This window comes from Streptomyces sp. HUAS MS02, assembly GCF_055702265.1.
In genome coordinates this window covers 3,716,832-3,730,457 of record NZ_CM146747.1, presented here as the reverse complement: position 1 = coordinate 3,730,457, position 13,626 = coordinate 3,716,832, and the positions used below count along the sequence as shown (strand labels likewise).

Annotated in this window: 25 protein-coding genes; all 25 read left to right on the top strand. The window is 66.5% G+C overall.

The window, feature by feature from the left end; translation table 11 throughout:
- The first annotated feature begins 101 nt into the window (after positions 1–101).
- The 25 genes from ACZ9QC_RS15885 (at position 102) to ACZ9QC_RS15765 (ending at position 13,512) form a co-directional block, all read left to right on the top strand.
- A complete protein-coding gene (locus tag ACZ9QC_RS15885; RefSeq protein ID WP_472920718.1) occupies positions 102–818 on the top strand; it encodes a YoaK family protein in 717 nt (238 codons plus the stop codon).
- 33 nt (positions 819–851) lie between these two features.
- Complete coding sequence (locus ACZ9QC_RS15880; protein ID WP_472920717.1) at positions 852–1,124, top strand: hypothetical protein; 273 nt, start codon at positions 852–854, stop codon at positions 1,122–1,124.
- Between the two features lie 408 nt (positions 1,125–1,532).
- Positions 1,533–1,841, top strand: coding sequence for a 30S ribosomal protein S10 (gene rpsJ / locus ACZ9QC_RS15875; protein ID WP_003948644.1), 309 nt, complete (start codon positions 1,533–1,535; stop codon positions 1,839–1,841).
- A 17-nt stretch (positions 1,842–1,858) separates the two neighbouring features.
- Entirely contained in the window at positions 1,859–2,503 is a 645-nt protein-coding gene (rplC, locus tag ACZ9QC_RS15870; RefSeq protein ID WP_005481233.1) for a 50S ribosomal protein L3, read from the top strand.
- Positions 2,504–2,510: 7 nt separating this feature from the next.
- A complete protein-coding gene (rplD, locus tag ACZ9QC_RS15865; protein WP_467292106.1) occupies positions 2,511–3,167 on the top strand; it encodes a 50S ribosomal protein L4 in 657 nt (218 codons plus the stop codon).
- Positions 3,167–3,586, top strand: a complete 420-nt coding sequence (gene rplW, locus ACZ9QC_RS15860) for a 50S ribosomal protein L23 (protein WP_472920716.1) — start codon at positions 3,167–3,169, stop codon at positions 3,584–3,586. The genes rplD and rplW overlap by 1 nt, the downstream gene beginning before the upstream one ends.
- Positions 3,587–3,624: 38 nt before the next feature.
- Positions 3,625–4,461 carry a 50S ribosomal protein L2 gene (gene rplB, locus ACZ9QC_RS15855; RefSeq protein ID WP_230219581.1) on the top strand — a complete coding sequence of 279 codons (837 nt, stop codon included), beginning with the start codon at positions 3,625–3,627 and terminating at the stop codon, positions 4,459–4,461.
- A gap of 12 nt (positions 4,462–4,473) precedes the next feature.
- The gene (rpsS, locus tag ACZ9QC_RS15850) at positions 4,474–4,755 is read left to right on the top strand and encodes a 30S ribosomal protein S19 (RefSeq protein WP_033528345.1); all 282 of its coding nucleotides are present in this window, start codon (positions 4,474–4,476) and stop codon (positions 4,753–4,755) included.
- Between the two features lie 42 nt (positions 4,756–4,797).
- Positions 4,798–5,145 (top strand): 50S ribosomal protein L22, encoded by a 348-nt coding sequence (gene rplV / locus ACZ9QC_RS15845; protein WP_184904641.1) that lies wholly within the window; start codon positions 4,798–4,800, stop codon positions 5,143–5,145.
- Positions 5,145–5,963, top strand: a complete 819-nt coding sequence (gene rpsC, locus ACZ9QC_RS15840; protein ID WP_055706471.1) for a 30S ribosomal protein S3 — start codon at positions 5,145–5,147, stop codon at positions 5,961–5,963. Before rplV ends, rpsC begins: the two co-directional genes overlap by 1 nt.
- A 5-nt stretch (positions 5,964–5,968) precedes the next feature.
- Positions 5,969–6,388 carry a 50S ribosomal protein L16 gene (gene rplP, locus ACZ9QC_RS15835; protein WP_004927269.1) on the top strand — a complete coding sequence of 140 codons (420 nt, stop codon included), beginning with the start codon at positions 5,969–5,971 and terminating at the stop codon, positions 6,386–6,388.
- A complete protein-coding gene (gene rpmC / locus ACZ9QC_RS15830) occupies positions 6,388–6,612 on the top strand; it encodes a 50S ribosomal protein L29 (RefSeq protein ID WP_030671810.1) in 225 nt (74 codons plus the stop codon). Before rplP ends, rpmC begins: the two co-directional genes overlap by 1 nt.
- Complete coding sequence (rpsQ, locus tag ACZ9QC_RS15825) at positions 6,612–6,899, top strand: 30S ribosomal protein S17 (protein ID WP_006130775.1); 288 nt, start codon at positions 6,612–6,614, stop codon at positions 6,897–6,899. The genes rpmC and rpsQ overlap by 1 nt, the downstream gene beginning before the upstream one ends.
- A gap of 100 nt (positions 6,900–6,999) precedes the next feature.
- Entirely contained in the window at positions 7,000–7,368 is a 369-nt protein-coding gene (gene rplN / locus ACZ9QC_RS15820; protein WP_003998823.1) for a 50S ribosomal protein L14, read from the top strand.
- A gap of 2 nt (positions 7,369–7,370) precedes the next feature.
- Positions 7,371–7,694: a 50S ribosomal protein L24 gene (rplX, locus tag ACZ9QC_RS15815; protein ID WP_471615250.1), complete on the top strand. Its 324-nt coding sequence runs from the start codon at positions 7,371–7,373 to the stop codon at positions 7,692–7,694.
- Positions 7,694–8,251: a 50S ribosomal protein L5 gene (gene rplE / locus ACZ9QC_RS15810; RefSeq protein WP_055710750.1), complete on the top strand. Its 558-nt coding sequence runs from the start codon at positions 7,694–7,696 to the stop codon at positions 8,249–8,251. Before rplX ends, rplE begins: the two co-directional genes overlap by 1 nt.
- A gap of 5 nt (positions 8,252–8,256) precedes the next feature.
- On the top strand, positions 8,257–8,442 hold the full coding sequence (locus ACZ9QC_RS15805) for a type Z 30S ribosomal protein S14 (RefSeq protein ID WP_004571834.1): 186 nt from the start codon (positions 8,257–8,259) through the stop codon (positions 8,440–8,442).
- 213 nt (positions 8,443–8,655) lie between these two features.
- Positions 8,656–9,054 (top strand): 30S ribosomal protein S8, encoded by a 399-nt coding sequence (rpsH, locus tag ACZ9QC_RS15800; RefSeq protein WP_007384075.1) that lies wholly within the window; start codon positions 8,656–8,658, stop codon positions 9,052–9,054.
- 25 nt (positions 9,055–9,079) lie between these two features.
- A complete protein-coding gene (gene rplF, locus ACZ9QC_RS15795) occupies positions 9,080–9,619 on the top strand; it encodes a 50S ribosomal protein L6 (RefSeq protein WP_184904635.1) in 540 nt (179 codons plus the stop codon).
- Positions 9,620–9,622: 3 nt separating this feature from the next.
- Positions 9,623–10,006, top strand: coding sequence for a 50S ribosomal protein L18 (gene rplR / locus ACZ9QC_RS15790; protein WP_215448530.1), 384 nt, complete (start codon positions 9,623–9,625; stop codon positions 10,004–10,006).
- A gap of 39 nt (positions 10,007–10,045) precedes the next feature.
- The gene (gene rpsE, locus ACZ9QC_RS15785; RefSeq protein WP_009190144.1) at positions 10,046–10,651 is read left to right on the top strand and encodes a 30S ribosomal protein S5; all 606 of its coding nucleotides are present in this window, start codon (positions 10,046–10,048) and stop codon (positions 10,649–10,651) included.
- Between the two features lie 2 nt (positions 10,652–10,653).
- Positions 10,654–10,836, top strand: a complete 183-nt coding sequence (gene rpmD / locus ACZ9QC_RS15780) for a 50S ribosomal protein L30 (RefSeq protein WP_003974250.1) — start codon at positions 10,654–10,656, stop codon at positions 10,834–10,836.
- A gap of 2 nt (positions 10,837–10,838) precedes the next feature.
- On the top strand, positions 10,839–11,294 hold the full coding sequence (rplO, locus tag ACZ9QC_RS15775) for a 50S ribosomal protein L15 (RefSeq protein WP_059079051.1): 456 nt from the start codon (positions 10,839–10,841) through the stop codon (positions 11,292–11,294).
- A gap of 242 nt (positions 11,295–11,536) precedes the next feature.
- Positions 11,537–12,850, top strand: a complete 1,314-nt coding sequence (secY, locus tag ACZ9QC_RS15770) for a preprotein translocase subunit SecY (protein WP_472920715.1) — start codon at positions 11,537–11,539, stop codon at positions 12,848–12,850.
- On the top strand, positions 12,850–13,512 hold the full coding sequence (locus tag ACZ9QC_RS15765) for an adenylate kinase (RefSeq protein WP_215448532.1): 663 nt from the start codon (positions 12,850–12,852) through the stop codon (positions 13,510–13,512). Before secY ends, ACZ9QC_RS15765 begins: the two co-directional genes overlap by 1 nt.
- Positions 13,513–13,626: the final 114 nt, after the last annotated feature.

The following is a 13,626-nucleotide window of genomic DNA, read 5'->3' as shown; positions in this document are numbered from 1 at the left end:
ACGTTCCCCCGTGACAGCCCCCGTGAGCCGACTTACCTGATCAGCGTAGGAGCGCGGCTCGTGGGCGGGCGAGCGGATTACGCGCGGCTTAGGGTCCGGGTATGAAGCCCAGAGCGGGTGTCGGGCTGACCTCGATCATGGTGGTGCTCACGGTGACGACCGGTGTGATCGAGGCCGTCAGCTTCCTGGTCCTCGGCCCGGTGTTCACCGCCGTGCAGACCGGCAACCTCCTCTTCCTCTCCTTCGCGCTCACGGGTGCCGCCGGGCTGTCCCCTGCGGCGGCGGGCGTCTCCTTCGCCGGCTTCACGGTGGGCGCGGTGCTCGGGTCCCGGTTCGAGTCGATCGTGGACGCCCGAGACCGGCGCTGGTTCCCGCCCGCGCTGATCGGCGAGGCGCTGTTGCTGGGGCTCGGCGGAGTGGTCGCCTGGCGCACGGGCATCGCCGCGCCGGGCGCGGCGGCGGAAGGTCCGCACTTCGCCGTGGTCGCGCTGGTCGCCGGGGCCATGGGTGTGCGCAACGTCACCACCCTGCGGGTGCGGGTCGCGGACCTGCCCACCACGGTGTCCACCCGCGCCCTGACCGCGCTCCTCGGCGGGCTGCCCCTGCTCTCCGACACCCGGATCGGCTCGGGGGCCACGAACGAGGGCCGCCGCCTCGCCTCGGTCGGCGCCATGTTCACCGGCGGCCTGCTGGGCGCCTGGCTCCTCCACGAGGGGGTGCACCCGGCGGCGGTCCTGCTGGTCCCGGCCGTCCTGGTCCTGGCCCTGGGCACGGTGTTCTGGCTGACGCCTCGGGAGCGCACCTCGGAAACCGGCTGAGCCGGAGGTACGACATGGGCGATCATGGCGCCCATGAGTCATTTAGTAATGCGCATGACAGGCGTGGCGACGATTCTGGCCGCCGTCTCCCTCGCCTTCTGGCTGGTCTTCGGCGCTCCCCGCGACTGGGACGGGGGCATGCGGTTCCTGCGGCTGGCTCTGGGGCTGGGGTGCCTGGGGGCGATCAGGGGCGGGGCCAAGCTGGTGTTCCCCGACTCCGGGGACGACACCGACCCAGGCCAGGCCCCCGACCCGGGCGAGGCCCCCGACCGCCCTCAGGGCGACGGCCACCGCACCCGGGTTTGACCTGTGTCACTCTCGGGGTAATCTCTCCGGCTCGATTGGCGGAGGCGCTGCGCCGTATGGCAGACTAGCGGGGTTGCTCGGTCGAGTGTTGATGCTGCGCGCCTCCCGCCGGGAGGACCGGAAGCGAGTCCCACAGTACTCGTCGCCCCAACTGCCTTACGGCAGCGCTGGAGCGGACGTACGGGAATCTTTCGGGAAGCAAGGTGCGGCGCCGACCAGGCACCCGGTGGACCTCCGCCCCCGGCCCGCGGTACCGGAAGGGCCGCGTTTCCCAGGACTGGGGATGCTCGAACAAGGGGCATCTGTGTCAGCGGGAGCGCGACACGCCCGACCGCGTGGGTCGGAGGGGCGGGTGACGGAACACCGGGTTCCAGAGCGTTAAACGAGACAAAGGACTACTGAGTAGCCATGGCGGGACAGAAGATCCGCATCCGGCTCAAGGCCTACGACCACGAGGTCATCGACTCCTCGGCGAAGAAGATCGTCGAGACGGTGACCCGCACTGGTGCGTCGGTCGCGGGCCCGGTGCCGCTGCCCACTGAGAAGAACGTGTACTGCGTCATCAAGTCGCCGCACAAGTACAAGGACTCGCGCGAGCACTTCGAGATGCGCACGCACAAGCGCCTGATCGACATCCTCGACCCGACGCCCAAGACCGTTGACTCTCTGATGCGACTCGACCTCCCGGCCGGTGTCGACATCGAGATCAAGCTCTGAGGGTCGGTGATCTGAGAATGGCTAAGCAGATCAAGGGAATCCTGGGCGAGAAGCTCGGCATGACGCAGGTGTGGGACGAGAACAACCGTGTTGTTCCGGTCACCGTCGTCAAGGCCGGCCCCAACGTCGTGACCCAGGTCCGTACGAACGATGTCGACGGCTACGAGTCGGTCCAGATCGCCTTCGGCGAGATCGACCCGCGCAAGGTGAACAAGCCCCTCAAGGGCCACTTCGCCAAGGCCGACGTCACCCCCCGCCGCCACCTCGTCGAGATCCGCACCGCGGACGCCTCCGAGTACACGCTGGGCCAGGAGATCTCCGCCGAGGTCTTCGAGGCCGGCGTCAAGGTGGACGTGACCGGCAAGAGCAAGGGCAAGGGCTTCGCCGGTGTCATGAAGCGTCACAACTTCAAGGGCCTCGGCGCCGGACACGGCACCCAGCGCAAGCACCGCTCCCCCGGCTCCATCGGTGGCTGCGCCACCCCCGGCCGTGTGTTCAAGGGCCTCCGCATGGCGGGTCGCATGGGCAACGAGCGGGTCACCACCCAGAACCTGACCGTCCACGCCGTTGACGCGGAGAAGGGTCTGCTGCTCATCAAGGGCGCGGTTCCCGGTCCGAACGGCGGCCTCGTCCTGGTCCGCACCGCGGCCAAGGGGGCCTGAGGTACCGATGAGCACTGTTGACATCCTTTCGCCTGCCGGCGAGAAGACCGGAAGCGTCGAACTCCCCGCGGAGATCTTCGGCGTGGAGAAGGTCAGCATCCCGCTGATCCACCAGGTCGTCGTCGCGCAGAACGCGGCTGCCCGTCAGGGCACGCACAAGACCAAGACCCGCGGCGAAGTCCGTGGTGGTGGCAAGAAGCCTTACCGGCAGAAGGGCACCGGCCGCGCCCGTCAGGGCTCGACCCGCGCGCCGCAGTTCGCCGGTGGTGGCGTCGTGCACGGTCCCGTGCCGCGTGACTACTCGCAGCGGACCCCGAAGAAGATGAAGGCCGCGGCCCTGCGCCACGCCCTCACCGACCGGGCCCGCCACAACCGCATCCACGTCGTCTCCGGCGTGATCGAGGGCGAGACCCCGTCCACGAAGGCCGCCAAGTCGCTGTTCGGCAAGATCTCGGAGCGCAAGAACCTGCTCCTGGTCGTCGAGCGTGCCGACGAGGCCGCGTGGCTCTCCGCCCGCAACCTGCCCCAGGTCCACATCCTGGAGCCGGGCCAGCTGAACACGTACGACGTGATCGTCTCGGACGACGTGGTCTTCACCCAGGCCGCTCTCGAGTCCTTCGTCGCCGGCCCGAAGGCCACCGACACCGAAGGGAGCGAGGCCTGATGGCTACGCGTCACCCGAGCATTGCCTCCAAGGCTGCGAAGGCCGCCAAGGCCGCGCGCGTCGCCAAGGCGCGTCGCCACGCCGCCGAGGGCAAGAACACCGTCGTCACCGCGCCCAGCAAGGCGTTCACGGACCCCCGTGACGTGCTGCTGAAGCCGGTCGTGTCGGAGAAGAGCTACGCGCTCCTCGACGAGGGCAAGTACACGTTCATCGTCGCCCCCGACGCCAACAAGACCCAGATCAAGCAGGCCGTCCAGGCGGTCTTCTCGGTCAAGGTCACGGGCGTGAACACGCTCAACCGCCAGGGCAAGCGCAAGCGGACCCGCACCGGTTTCGGCCAGCGTGCCGGCTCCAAGCGCGCGATCGTGACCCTTGCTGAGGGCGACCGTATCGACATCTTCGGCGGTCCGACCGCGTAAGCGGGTCGGATCGTCCGATATCGGACGAGGACTGAGAAATGGGAATCCGCAAGTACAAGCCGACTACGCCGGGCCGTCGTGGCTCCAGCGTCGCCGACTTCGTCGAGATCACGCGGTCCACGCCGGAGAAGTCGCTGGTTCGCCCCCTGCACAGCAAGGGCGGCCGTAACAATTCCGGTCGTGTGACCGTTCGCCACCAGGGTGGCGGACACAAGCGCGCCTACCGTGTCATCGACTTCCGTCGTCACGACAAGGACGGCGTGCCGGCGAAGGTCGCGCACATCGAGTACGACCCCAACCGCACCGCGCGCATCGCGCTGCTGCACTACGCCGACGGCGAGAAGCGCTACATCCTCGCCCCGCGCAACCTGCAGCAGGGTGACCGCGTGGAGAACGGTCCCGGGGCCGACATCAAGCCGGGCAACAACCTGGCCCTCCGCAACATCCCGGTCGGTACCACGATCCACGCGATCGAGCTCCGTCCCGGTGGCGGTGCCAAGTTCGCCCGCTCCGCCGGTGCCTCCGTGCAGCTGCTCGCGAAGGAGGGCGCCTACGCCCACCTCCGCATGCCGTCCGGTGAGATCCGCCTGGTCGACGTGCGCTGCCGCGCCACCGTCGGCGAGGTCGGCAACGCCGAGCAGAGCAACATCAACTGGGGCAAGGCCGGCCGCAAGCGCTGGCTGGGCGTCCGCCCGACCGTTCGCGGTGTGGCGATGAACCCGGTTGACCACCCCCACGGTGGTGGTGAGGGCAAGACCTCCGGTGGTCGCCACCCGGTCAGCCCCTGGGGTCAGAAGGAAGGTCGTACTCGTTCGCCGAAGAAGGCTTCGAACAAGTACATCGTCCGCCGCCGCAAGACGAACAAGAAGCGCTAGGAGCGGGTTTAGATGCCGCGCAGTCTCAAGAAGGGGCCCTTCGTCGACGACCACCTGATCAAGAAGGTGGACGCCCAGAACGAAGCCGGCACCAAGAACGTCATCAAGACCTGGTCCCGTCGCTCGATGATCATCCCGGCCATGCTCGGCCACACGATCGCGGTGCACAACGGCAAGACCCACATTCCGGTGTTCGTCACCGAGTCGATGGTCGGCCACAAGCTCGGCGAGTTCTCGCCGACGCGCACCTTCCGGGGTCACGTCAAGGACGACCGGAAGTCGAAGCGCCGCTAACAGCGGGGTGGAATGACCATGACAGACACTGGAAGGACAACCATGGAAGCCAGGGCCCAGGCGCGGTACATCCGCGTCACGCCCATGAAGGCCCGCCGCGTGGTGGACCTCATCCGTGGCCTCGACGCCACGGAGGCTCAGGCGGTCCTGCGTTTCGCCCCGCAGGCCGCGAGCGTGCCGGTCGGCAAGGTGCTGGACAGCGCCATTGCCAACGCCGCGCACAACTACGACCACACGGACGCCTCCTCGCTGTTCATCAGCGAGGCGTACGTCGACGAGGGCCCGACCCTGAAGCGGTTCCGTCCGCGTGCCCAGGGCCGTGCCTACCGGATCCGCAAGCGGACCAGCCACATCACCGTGGTCGTCAGCAGCAAGGAAGGAACCCGGTAATGGGCCAGAAGGTAAACCCGCATGGGTTCCGGCTCGGTGTCACGACCGACTTCAAGTCGCGTTGGTACGCCGACAAGCTGTACAAGGACTACGTCAAGGAAGACGTCGCCATCCGTCGGATGATGACGTCCGGCATGGAGCGCGCCGGCATCTCCAAGGTCGAGATCGAGCGCACCCGTGACCGTGTCCGCGTGGACATCCACACCGCGCGTCCGGGCATCGTCATCGGCCGCCGTGGCGCCGAGGCCGACCGCATCCGCGGTGACCTCGAGAAGCTCACGGGCAAGCAGGTCCAGCTGAACATCCTCGAGGTCAAGAACCCCGAGACGGACGCTCAGCTGGTCGCGCAGGCCGTCGCCGAGCAGCTCTCCTCCCGCGTCTCCTTCCGCCGCGCCATGCGTAAGAGCATGCAGTCGGCGATGAAGGCCGGCGCCAAGGGCATCAAGATCCAGTGCGGTGGCCGCCTCGGTGGCGCCGAGATGTCCCGCTCGGAGTTCTACCGCGAGGGCCGTGTGCCCCTGCACACGCTCCGCGCGAACGTGGACTACGGCTTCTTCGAGGCCAAGACGACCTTCGGCCGCATCGGCGTGAAGGTCTGGATCTACAAGGGCGACGTCAAGAACATCGCCGAGGTCCGCGCCGAGAACGCCGCTGCCCGTGCGGGTAACCGCCCGGCGCGCGGCGGTGCCGACCGCCCGGCCCGTGGTGGCCGCGGTGGCGAGCGGCGCGGTCGCAAGCCGCAGCAGGCTGCCGGCGCCGAGGCCCCCAAGGCCGAGGCTCCCGCTGCTCCGGCTGAGAGCACCGGAACGGAGGCCTGACCGACATGCTGATCCCCCGTAGGGTCAAGCACCGCAAGCAGCACCACCCGAAGCGCCGTGGTCAGGCCAAGGGCGGTACGACGGTCGCGTTCGGCGAGTACGGCATTCAGGCCCTCACGCCGGCGTACGTGACCAACCGCCAGATCGAGGCGGCCCGTATCGCGATGACCCGCCACATCAAGCGTGGCGGCAAGGTCTGGATCAACATCTACCCGGACCGCCCGCTCACGAAGAAGCCTGCCGAGACCCGCATGGGTTCCGGTAAGGGTTCTCCCGAGTGGTGGATCGCGAACGTGCACCCGGGCCGGGTCATGTTCGAGCTGTCCTACCCCAACGAGAAGATCGCCCGTGAGGCCCTGACTCGCGCAGCCCACAAGCTGCCGATGAAGTGCCGGATCGTCAAGCGCGAGGCAGGTGAAGCGTGATGTCGGCCGGTACCAAGGCGTCCGAGCTGCGCGAGCTGGGTGACGAGGAGCTGCTGAACAAGCTCCGCGAAGCCAAGGAAGAACTGTTCAACCTCCGCTTCCAGGCGGCGACCGGACAGCTCGAGAACCATGGCCGTCTGAAGGCGGTCCGCAAGGACATCGCGCGGATCTACACCCTGATGCGCGAGCGTGAGCTGGGCATCGAAACGGTGGAGAACGCCTGATGAGCGAGAACAACGTGACTGAGACGAACACCGAGGCGCGCGGATTCCGCAAGACCCGTGAGGGCATCGTCGTCAGCGACAAGATGGACAAGACCGTCGTCGTCGCCGTCGAGGACCGCAAGAAGCACGCCCTGTACGGCAAGGTCATCCGCAGCACGAGCAAGCTCAAGGCGCACGACGAGCAGAACGCCGCCGGCGTCGGCGACCGTGTCCTCCTGATGGAGACCCGGCCGCTGTCCGCCACGAAGCACTGGCGCGTCGTCGAGATCCTCGAGAAGGCCAAGTAATTTCCTGCGGGGTAAATCCGCAGGTCAGTTCCGCCAGGCTCGGCAGGGGCCTCGTACATGAGGCCCCTGCCGGGAACCGGCAGACAATCAGGAGATAGACGTGATCCAGCAGGAGTCGCGACTGCGTGTCGCCGACAACACTGGTGCGAAGGAGATCCTTTGCATCCGTGTGCTCGGTGGCTCCGGTCGCCGCTACGCGGGCATCGGTGACGTCATCGTCGCCACCGTCAAGGACGCGATCCCCGGTGGCAACGTGAAGAAGGGTGACGTCGTCAAGGCGGTCATCGTTCGCACCGTCAAGGAGCGCCGCCGTCCGGACGGCTCGTACATCCGCTTCGACGAGAACGCCGCCGTCATTCTGAAGAACGACGGCGACCCTCGCGGCACCCGTATCTTCGGCCCGGTCGGCCGTGAGCTGCGCGAGAAGAAGTTCATGAAGATCATCTCGCTCGCGCCGGAGGTGCTGTAAGCATGAAGATCAAGAAGGGCGACCTGGTCCAGGTCATCACCGGTAAGGACAAGGGCAAGCAGGGCAAGGTCATCGCGGCCTTCCCCCGCGAGGACCGCGTCCTGGTCGAGGGTGTCAACCGGGTCAAGAAGCACACCAAGGCCGGCCCGACCGCCAAGGGTTCGCAGGCCGGCGGGATCATCACCACCGAGGCCCCGATCCACGTCTCCAACGTCCAGCTGGTCGTGGAGAAGGACGGCAAGAAGGTCGTGACCCGCGTCGGTTACCGCTTCGACGACGAGGGCAACAAGGTTCGCGTTGCCAAGCGGACGGGTGAGGACATCTGATGGCTACCACCACCACTCCGCGTCTCAAGACGAAGTACCGCGAGGAGATCGCGGGCAAGCTGCGTGACGAGTTCCAGTACGAGAACGTCATGCAGATCCCCGGCCTCGTCAAGATCGTGGTCAACATGGGTGTGGGCGACGCCGCCCGCGACTCCAAGCTGATCGAGGGCGCCATCCGCGACCTCACCACGATCACCGGTCAGAAGCCGGCCGTCACCAAGGCCCGCAAGTCCATCGCGCAGTTCAAGCTGCGTGAGGGCCAGCCGATCGGTGCCCACGTCACGCTCCGTGGCGACCGCATGTGGGAGTTCCTGGACCGCACCCTGTCGCTCGCGCTCCCGCGCATCCGCGACTTCCGTGGTCTGTCCCCCAAGCAGTTCGACGGCCGTGGCAACTACACCTTCGGTCTCACCGAGCAGGTCATGTTCCACGAGATCGACCAGGACAAGATCGACCGTACCCGGGGCATGGACATCACCGTGGTGACCACGGCGACCAACGACGCTGAGGGCCGCGCGCTCCTTCGTCACCTCGGCTTCCCCTTCAAGGAGGCGTGAGCGAGATGGCGAAGAAGGCTCTGATTGCCAAGGCTGCTCGTAAGCCCAAGTTCGCCGTGCGCGCGTACACCCGCTGCCAGCGGTGTGGCCGTCCGCACTCCGTGTACCGCAAGTTCGGCCTGTGCCGCGTGTGCCTCCGTGAGATGGCTCACCGTGGCGAGCTGCCGGGCGTGACCAAGAGCTCCTGGTAATCCCTTCTTTTAGGGATTCCCGAAGCTCTCGGTAAGCACTGGGCGTGTCAGGCGCCCTCCCTTCCATGGCTTAGGCTTGGAGGGTTGGGCGCCTGTTGCCGCCCGTACGACTTACTACGCCGTAGGTCCCCGCACCGCACCCGTCCCGCCACCGAGTGGGGAGAGGGATGGCGCATACAGGAAACCCCGGCGAGAGAGGCCGAAGGCCAATTCATGACCATGACTGATCCGATCGCAGACATGCTTACGCGTCTGCGGAACGCGAACTCGGCATACCACGACTCCGTGACGATGCCGGCATCGAAGATCAAGTCTCACATCGCGGAGATCCTCCAGCAGGAGGGCTTCATCACGGGCTGGAAGGTCGAGGACGCCGAGGTCGGCAAGAACCTCGTCCTGGAGCTGAAGTTCGGCCCCAACCGTGAGCGCTCCATCGCGGGCATCAAGCGGATCTCCAAGCCCGGTCTCCGGGTTTACGCGAAGTCCACCAACCTGCCCAAGGTGCTGGGCGGCCTCGGCGTGGCGATCATCTCCACGTCCCACGGGCTCCTCACCGACAAGCAGGCCGGCAAGAAGGGCGTAGGCGGAGAAGTCCTCGCCTACGTCTGGTAGCGGAAAGGAATCGGAGGAAACAGCTATGTCGCGTATTGGCAAGCTCCCCATCACGGTTCCCGCCGGCGTGGACGTCACCATCGACGGCCAGACGGTCTCGGTCAAGGGCCCCAAGGGCTCGCTGACCCACACCGTCGCCGCGCCGATCGAGATCGCCAAGGGTGAGGACGGCGTTCTGAACGTCACCCGCCCCAACGACGAGCGTCAGAGCAAGGCCCTGCACGGCCTGTCCCGCACGCTGGTGGCGAACATGATCACCGGCGTGACCCAGGGTTACGTGAAGAAGCTCGAGATCAGCGGTGTCGGTTACCGCGTGCAGGCCAAGGGTTCGAACCTCGAGTTCGCGCTCGGCTACAGCCACCCGATCACCGTCGAGGCGCCCGAGGGCATCACCTTCAAGGTGGAGACCCCGACCCGCTTCCAGGTCGAGGGCATCGACAAGCAGAAGGTCGGCGAGGTTGCGGCCAACATCCGCAAGCTGCGCAAGCCCGACCCGTACAAGGCCAAGGGCGTCAAGTACGAGGGCGAAGTCATCCGCCGCAAGGTCGGAAAGGCGGGTAAGTAAGCCATGGCATACGGGCAGAAGATCCTCAAGGGCGACGCTTACAAGCGTGCTGCCATCAAGCGGCGCCACATCCGGATCCGTAAGAAGGTCAACGGTACGGCTGAGCGTCCCCGCCTGGTCGTGACCCGCTCGAACCGCCACATCGTGGCCCAGGTGATCGACGACCTCAAGGGTCACACCCTTGCGTCGGCGTCCACCCTGGACTCGTCGATCCGTGGTGCGTCGGAGGACAAGTCGGCGCAGGCCGGCAAGGTCGGCGCCCTGGTCGCCGAGCGTGCCAAGGCCGCCGGTGTCGAGGCCGTTGTGTTCGACCGAGGTGGTAACCGGTACGCGGGTCGCATCGCGGCCCTGGCCGACGCCGCCCGCGAGGCCGGGCTCAAGTTCTGAGCTCGCTGCGTAGCTAGCGGAAAGAGAGAGGTAAATCCAATGGCTGGACCCCAGCGCCGCGGTGGCGGTGCCGGTGGCGGCGAGCGGCGGGACCGGAAGGGCCGTGACGGCGGCGCAGCTGCCGCCGAGAAGACCGCGTACGTTGAGCGCGTTGTCGCGATCAACCGCGTCGCCAAGGTTGTGAAGGGTGGTCGTCGCTTCAGCTTCACCGCGCTGGTCGTGGTGGGCGATGGTGACGGCACCGTGGGTGTCGGTTACGGCAAGGCCAAGGAGGTGCCGGCCGCCATCGCCAAGGGTGTTGAGGAGGCCAAGAAGCACTTCTTCAAGGTCCCCCGTATCCAGGGCACCATCCCGCACCCCATCCAGGGTGAGAAGGCTGCCGGCGTCGTCCTGCTCAAGCCCGCGTCCCCCGGTACCGGTGTTATCGCCGGTGGTCCGGTGCGTGCCGTGCTCGAGTGCGCCGGTATCCACGACGTGCTGTCGAAGTCGCTCGGCTCCGACAACGCGATCAACATCGTGCACGCGACCGTGGAGGCCCTGAAGGGTCTGCAGCGTCCCGAGGAGATCGCGGCCCGCCGTGGTCTGCCCCTCGAGGACGTCGCTCCCGCGGCTCTTCTCCGTGCGCGTGCCGGGGCGGGTGCGTAATCATGGCGCAGCTCAAGATTACGCAGGTCAAGTCCTACATCGGCAGCAAGCAGAACCACCGTGACACCCTGCGTTCCCTTGGTCTCAAGGGCATCAACACGCAGGTCGTCAAGGAGGACCGCCCCGAGTTCCGCGGCATGGTGCACACCGTCCGCCACCTCGTGACGGTCGAGGAGGTCGACTGATCATGGCGGAGAACAACCCGCTCAAGATCCACAACCTCCGTCCCGCCCCCGGCGCCAAGACCGCGAAGACCCGTGTCGGTCGTGGTGAGGCGTCGAAGGGTAAGACGGCCGGTCGTGGTACCAAGGGTACGAAGGCCCGCTACCAGGTTCCGGAGCGCTTCGAGGGTGGCCAGATGCCCCTCCACATGCGTCTCCCGAAGCTGAAGGGCTTCAAGAACCCCTTCAAGACGGAGTTCCAGGTCGTGAACCTGGACAAGCTCGCCGCCCTCTACCCCGAGGGTGGGGAGGTCACCGTTGCCGACCTGGTCGCCAAGGGTGCCGTCCGCAAGAACAGCCTCGTCAAGGTCCTCGGCCAGGGCGAGATCTCCGTGGCGCTGCAGGTGACGGTCGACGCCGTCTCCGGCTCCGCCAAGGAGAAGATCACCGCCGCCGGCGGTACCGTCACCGAGCTCGTCTGAACACACCAGGTGTCTCGATGACTTGAGCGATCCCGACCGGGGATACCCCACAAATGGGGTATCCCCGGTTGGTCGTTCCAAGGGAAGCAGTCTCGCCGGTAAGGTGACCTGCGCTGCCCGTTTTCACAGGGTGCTCCCATCCGGGCACTCGCCGAGGCAGTTAAACGTTACGTAAGTCGTCCTCATCAGAATCTCAAAACCGTCACCCTTGACGCAGTAGCGCGGGGGTCGCAGGAGGCACCGTGCTCACCGCGTTCGCCCGGGCGTTCAAGACGCCCGACCTGCGCAAGAAGCTGCTCTTCACGCTCGGCATCATCGTGATCTACCGAGTCGGCACACACGTCCCGATCCCGGGTGTCGACTACACAGCCGTCCAGTTCTGCATCGACCAGGCCGAGACGAACTCGGGTCTGTTCGGGCTGGTCAACATGTTCAGCGGTGGCGCGCTGCTGCAGATCACGGTCTTCGCGCTCGGCATCATGCCGTACATCACGGCGAGCATCATTCTGCAGCTGCTGACCGTGGTGATCCCGCGTCTGGAAGCCCTGAAGAAGGAGGGGCAGGCCGGTACGGCGAAGATCACGCAGTACACGCGTTACCTGACGGTGGCCCTGGCGATCCTCCAGGGCACCGGCCTCGTGGCCACCGCCCGCAGCGGCTCGCTGTTCAGCGGCTGTGCGCAGGCCGGCTTGATCGTCCCCGACGATTCCATCTTCGCCACCATGGTCATGGTCATCACCATGACCGCCGGTACGGCCCTCGTCATGTGGCTCGGTGAGCTGATCACCGACCGCGGCATCGGCAACGGCATGTCGATCCTGATGTTCATCTCGATCGCCGCCACGTTCCCGTCCGCCCTCTGGGCGATCAAGGAGCAGGGCGACCTGGCGGGCGGCTGGATCGAGTTCGCCATCGTCGTGGCCGTCGGCCTGGTCATGGTCGCGCTCGTGGTCTTCGTCGAGCAGGCCCAGCGCCGTATTCCGGTCCAGTACGCCAAGCGCATGATCGGCCGCCGTTCCTACGGTGGCACCTCGACCTACATTCCGCTGAAGGTCAACCAGGCGGGCATCATCCCTGTGATCTTCGCCTCGTCGCTGCTCTACATCCCGGCGCTCATCGTGCAGTTCTCCAACTCCACGGCCGGCTGGGCGAGTTGGGTGACCGCCAACCTCGCCGACACGGCGGCGCCGGCGCATATCACGATCTACTTCTTCCTCATCATCTTCTTCGCCTTCTTCTACGTGGCCATCTCGTTCAACCCCGAGGAAGTCGCGGACAACATGAAGAAGTATGGTGGCTTCATCCCGGGAATCCGGGCTGGCCGACCGACCGCTGAGTACCTCAGCTACGTGCTCAACCGGATCACCTGGCCGGGTTCGCTGTACCTGGGTCTGATCGCTCTCGTACCGACAATGGCGTTGGCGCCCCTCGGGGCAAACCAGAACTTCCCGTTCGGCGGAACCAGCATCCTGATCATCGTGGGTGTGGGTCTGGAGACGGTGAAGCAGATCGAGAGCCAGCTCCAGCAGCGCAATTACGAAGGGTTCCTCCGCTGATGCGAATCGTCCTCGTCGGGCCGCCGGGTGCGGGTAAGGGAACGCAGGCCGCGTTCCTGGCACAGAACCTGTCGATCCCGCACATCTCCACGGGCGACCTGTTCCGGGCCAACATCAGCAAGCAGACGGAGCTCGGCAAGCTCGCGAAGTCCTACATGGACAAGGGCGAGCTGGTGCCGGACGAGGTCACCATCGCGATGGCCAAGGACCGCATGGAGCAGCCGGACGCCGAGCACGGCTTCCTGCTCGACGGCTTCCCGCGCAACGTCTCGCAGGCCGAGGCGCTGGACGTGACGCTCCAGGAAGAGTCCATGAACCTGGACGCGGTGCTGGACCTGGAGGTCCCCGAGGACGAGGTCGTCAAGCGGATCGCCGGCCGTCGCATCTGCCGCAACGACTCCGCCCACGTCTTCCACGTCACGTACAAGAAGCCGAAGCAGGAGGGTGTCTGCGACGCCTGCGGCGGCGAGCTGTACCAGCGTGACGACGACTCCGAGGAGACCGTCCGCAAGCGCCTGGAGGTCTACCACACCCAGACCGAGCCGATCATCGACTACTACAAGGCCCAGGGCCTCGTGGTGACGATCTCGGCGCTCGGCCCGGTGGAGGAAGTCACCCAGCGCGCCATGGAGGCGCTCAAGCGCGAGGACGACGACCAGTAGGTCGTCGGTCGGTACGTCGGCCGCGGTGCCCGTGAGGGGCGCCGCGGCCGTACTGTTGTGTAGGCAAAAACGCGAGAACGAGATCCCGTGCCTCGTGGACGACAAGGAAGACGG